Annotated in this window: 6 protein-coding genes; all 6 read left to right on the top strand. The window is 63.5% G+C overall.

Annotated features, from left to right (window positions below; all coding sequences use genetic code 11):
- A partial coding sequence (locus RTX98_RS20500) for a PUA domain-containing protein (RefSeq protein ID WP_312798732.1) occupies positions 1 to 255 on the top strand: 255 nt, incomplete at its 5' end.
- A complete protein-coding gene (locus tag RTX98_RS20495; RefSeq protein WP_312798731.1) occupies positions 239 to 1519 on the top strand; it encodes a glutamate-5-semialdehyde dehydrogenase in 1281 nt (426 codons plus the stop codon). The genes RTX98_RS20500 and RTX98_RS20495, both read left to right, overlap by 17 nt.
- A gap of 25 nt (positions 1520 to 1544) precedes the next feature.
- Entirely contained in the window at positions 1545 to 1979 is a 435-nt protein-coding gene (locus RTX98_RS20490) for an OsmC family protein (RefSeq protein WP_312798730.1), read from the top strand.
- Between the two features lie 40 nt (positions 1980 to 2019).
- Entirely contained in the window at positions 2020 to 2616 is a 597-nt protein-coding gene (locus RTX98_RS20485) for a nicotinate-nucleotide adenylyltransferase (RefSeq protein ID WP_312798734.1), read from the top strand.
- Positions 2617 to 2726: 110 nt separating this feature from the next.
- Positions 2727 to 3125, top strand: a complete 399-nt coding sequence (rsfS, locus tag RTX98_RS20480) for a ribosome silencing factor (protein ID WP_416223191.1) — start codon at positions 2727 to 2729, stop codon at positions 3123 to 3125.
- 21 nt (positions 3126 to 3146) lie between these two features.
- Positions 3147 to 3470 (top strand): 23S rRNA (pseudouridine(1915)-N(3))-methyltransferase RlmH (locus RTX98_RS20475; protein ID WP_312798728.1); only part of this gene is annotated, 324 nt, incomplete at its 3' end.

The following is a 3470-nucleotide window of genomic DNA, read 5'->3' as shown; positions in this document are numbered from 1 at the left end:
GTCAGCGGCGTGTTCGAGCGCGGCGATACGATTGCGGTGCTGGGACCGGATGGCGCGGAAATCGCGCGCGGACTGGCGGCCTATGATTCCGGCGACGCTTTGCAGACTGCCGGCCTGAAGAGTGCCGAGGTCTCGCAGGTGCTCGGCTATGAAGCGCGCTCGGCCATGGTGCATCGCGACGACCTCGTGATGACGCGGCAGGCGCCAAGCAGCGACGCCATCGTTCAGGAAACAAGCCATGCTGAAACTGCTTGAGAAGTCTGACGTCACCGACGTGATGGTGGAAATCGGCCGCAAGGCGCGCGCTGCAACGAAGCCGCTGGCACTGGCTGCACCGGAAACGAAGGCCGCATCGTTGCGAGCCATGGCAGCCGGGATCCGGGCAGGTGCGCCGGCGATCCTCAACGCCAATGCGATCGATCTGGCCAATGGTCATACGGCGGGCTTGTCGGCCTCCTTTATGGACCGGCTCCAGCTCAACGATGCACGCATCGAAGCCATGGCAGCGGGCATCGAGGCGATTGCCGATCTGCCTGATCCTGTCGGCTCGGTGTTGGCGGCGTGGGAGCGGCCGAACGGCTTGAAGATCGAGCGCGTGCGTACCCCCTTGGGCGTGATCGGCGTGATCTATGAGAGCCGGCCGAATGTGACGGCCGATGCCGGCGCGCTTTGCTTGAAAGCCGGCAATGCCGTCATCTTGCGCGGCGGGTCAGATTCGGCTCGGACGTCCGCCGCGATTCATGCCTGCCTGCAAAGCGGGCTGGAATCAGCCGGTCTGCCAGCCGATGCGATTCAGCTTGTGCCAACCACCGATCGTGCTGCCGTCGGCGCGATGCTGGCCGGCCTCAACGGCGCTATCGACGTGATCGTGCCGCGCGGCGGCAAAAGCCTTGTGTCGCGCGTGCAGGCCGATGCCCGCGTGCCGGTCTTCGCCCACCTTGAAGGGCTGTGCCATGTCTATGTCGACCGCTCGGCCGATCCCGACATGGCGGTGAACCTCATCGTCAACGCCAAGATGCGGCGCACCGGCATCTGCGGCGCGGCCGAAACGCTGCTGGTGGACCGTGCGGCGGTCGACACCCATCTCCTGCCGATGCTCAATGCGCTACAGGCAGCCGGCTGTGAAATCCGCGGCGACGCCGAGGTGGTTACGCGCTTTCCCGCAGCCAAGCCGGCGACGGATGAGGACTGGCGCACCGAATATCTCGACGCGATCCTTTCGGTGCGGCTGGTTGAGGGCATCGACGGTGCAATCACGCATATCGACGCCTATTCCTCGCACCACACCGAAGCGGTGATCGCAGACGATGCGGCCGTGGTAGCTCGCTTCTTCAACGAGATCGACTCCGCCATCCTCTTACACAATGCCTCGACCCAGTTCGCCGATGGCGGCGAGTTCGGCTTTGGCGGCGAGATCGGCATTGCCACCGGCAAGATGCACGCGCGGGGCCCGGTGGGCGTCGAGCAGCTGACTTCGTTCAACTACCGCGTTTATGGCTCCGGCCAGGTTCGGCCATAAAACGATTGGCGGAGGAGGCGTGAGCATGGAAGCATCCTCATCAATGGCGCGAACGGCCACGGTTGAACTGCGCAACATCGAAGGTACGCAAGCAGCACTTGGCTGGGCCGGCGGCCACACGCTTGTGGTCGATCGCCCGGATGGCGTGGCGGGCGGAATGGGTCTGGGCTTCAATGGCGCGCAGATGTTGGCGCTGTCGCTCGGCGGCTGCTTTTGCAACGATCTGCGATATACGGCCGAAAAAATGGGCGTGCAGCTCGGACCAGTGGCGGTCACCGTGACGCTCACCCTGGAAGGCAACCCGTTGCTGGCACAGTCGGCCGCGATGCAGGTCGATTGCAAGCTCATCGACGGTTCGGATGCGGGCGCCGTGATCGAAGCGGCGAGAGCGAGTTGCATGGTCAGCAATTCGCTGCGCAAGGGATTTCCCGTCTCGATCAGCGAAGCCGCTCGTGCCTGAACAGGGTCGACCTGCGGATGTCCCGCACCAGTATCTGCACATGCCCTATGTCGAAAAGGGCATGGCGGTCGGGCTGTTTGGCGGGTCGTTCAATCCACCGCATGCGGGGCACGCGCTTGTGGCCGAGATCGCATTGCGCAAGCTGCGGCTGGATCAGCTGTGGTGGATGGTGACGCCGGGCAATCCGCTAAAGAGTACGCGCGAACTGGCGCCTTTGGCCGAGCGGATCCGCTTGTCTGAAAAGCTGGCGGAAGATCCGCGTATCAAGGTGACGGCGTTCGAGGCGGCTGAGCATGTGCGCTACACCGCCGACACGCTGGCGCTGGTCAAGGCGCGCAATCCCGGCGTGCATTTCGTTTGGATCATGGGCGCCGACAGTCTGGCGAGCTTTCATCGCTGGGAACGCTGGCGGGCGATTGCCATGACTTTCCCGATCGCCGTGATCGACCGACCGGGCGCGACCTTGTCGTTCCTGTCATCGGTGATGGCCAAGACATTTGCTTATGCCCGTGAAGACGAAACGGATTCGGAAGTGCTGGCCAGTCGGCGTGCGCCTGCTTGGACCTTTCTGCATGGTCCGCGCTCGACCTTGAGCTCGACAGCACTGCGGGCACAAGCCAAAGGCACGAAGACCTGATACACTGCACCCAATGTTATTGAAACCGTCACCGAACTGCGCCTATCTATAGGGTGCGCCAAGGGTGGCGCATCGTTGTTCCTTAGAAAGGGAAGACACTGAGAACAGAACTGCGGAAGGAGGCGGAAACACCGCTTTCGCCGGTCGAAATCGGCGCCCAAGCGCCTGCGACCTCCCAACTTGAAACCGTCCTTGGCAGTCTCGACGACTCCAAGGCGGAAAACATCGTGGCCATCGACATCCGGAAGAAATCGAGCCTCGGCGACCATATGGTCGTGGCGAGCGGTCGGTCGCACCGTCATGTCGCGGCTGTGTCCGAACACGTCATGAAAGCGCTGAAGGACAGCGGCGTGAACAATGCGCGCGTCGAGGGCCTCCCAAGTGCCGACTGGGTGCTGATTGATACGGGTGACATCATCATCCACGTCTTCCGGCCCGAGGTGCGCGAGTTCTACAACCTCGAAAAAATGTGGCAGACGCCTGAGCTCGACGACGGGACCAAGCACTGACACTGGCATTCTGAGGTTTCAATGCGGATCGGCATCAATGCCGTCGGCCGGATGAAGGCCGGGCCTGAGCGGGAGCTTGCCGATCGCTACCTCGACCGCTTCGCCAAAGCGGGTCCGCCGCTCGGTCTGGAATTTGCCGGAGTAGCGGAGAGCGCGGAAAGCCGGTTGGGCACCGCGGCCGAGCGGATGCGTGAGGAAGCGGCCCGGCTCGACGCGGCTCTTGGCGCCGGTGGGCTGATCCTGCTCGACGAGCGCGGCAAGAACCTCGCATCGCCGGCCTTCGCGCAACTGATCGCCGATCACCGCGATCGCGGTTTGCGGCAGCTGACTTTCGCCATCGGCGGG

The organism is Tianweitania sp. (genome assembly GCF_032053605.1).
Classification (GTDB): domain Bacteria; phylum Pseudomonadota; class Alphaproteobacteria; order Rhizobiales; family Rhizobiaceae; genus Tianweitania.
This window is presented reverse-complemented; position numbering and strand designations above follow the sequence as displayed.

What these genes read in the sequence shown, in the direction of transcription:
- RTX98_RS20495 (WP_312798731.1), top strand. Translation starts at nt 239, where the DNA reads ATGCTGAAACTGCTTGAGAAGTCTGACGTCACCGACGTGATGGTGGAA.
- RTX98_RS20490 (WP_312798730.1), top strand. Translation starts at nt 1,545, where the DNA reads ATGGAAGCATCCTCATCAATGGCGCGAACGGCCACGGTTGAACTGCGC.
- RTX98_RS20485 (WP_312798734.1), top strand. Translation starts at nt 2,020, where the DNA reads ATGCCCTATGTCGAAAAGGGCATGGCGGTCGGGCTGTTTGGCGGGTCG.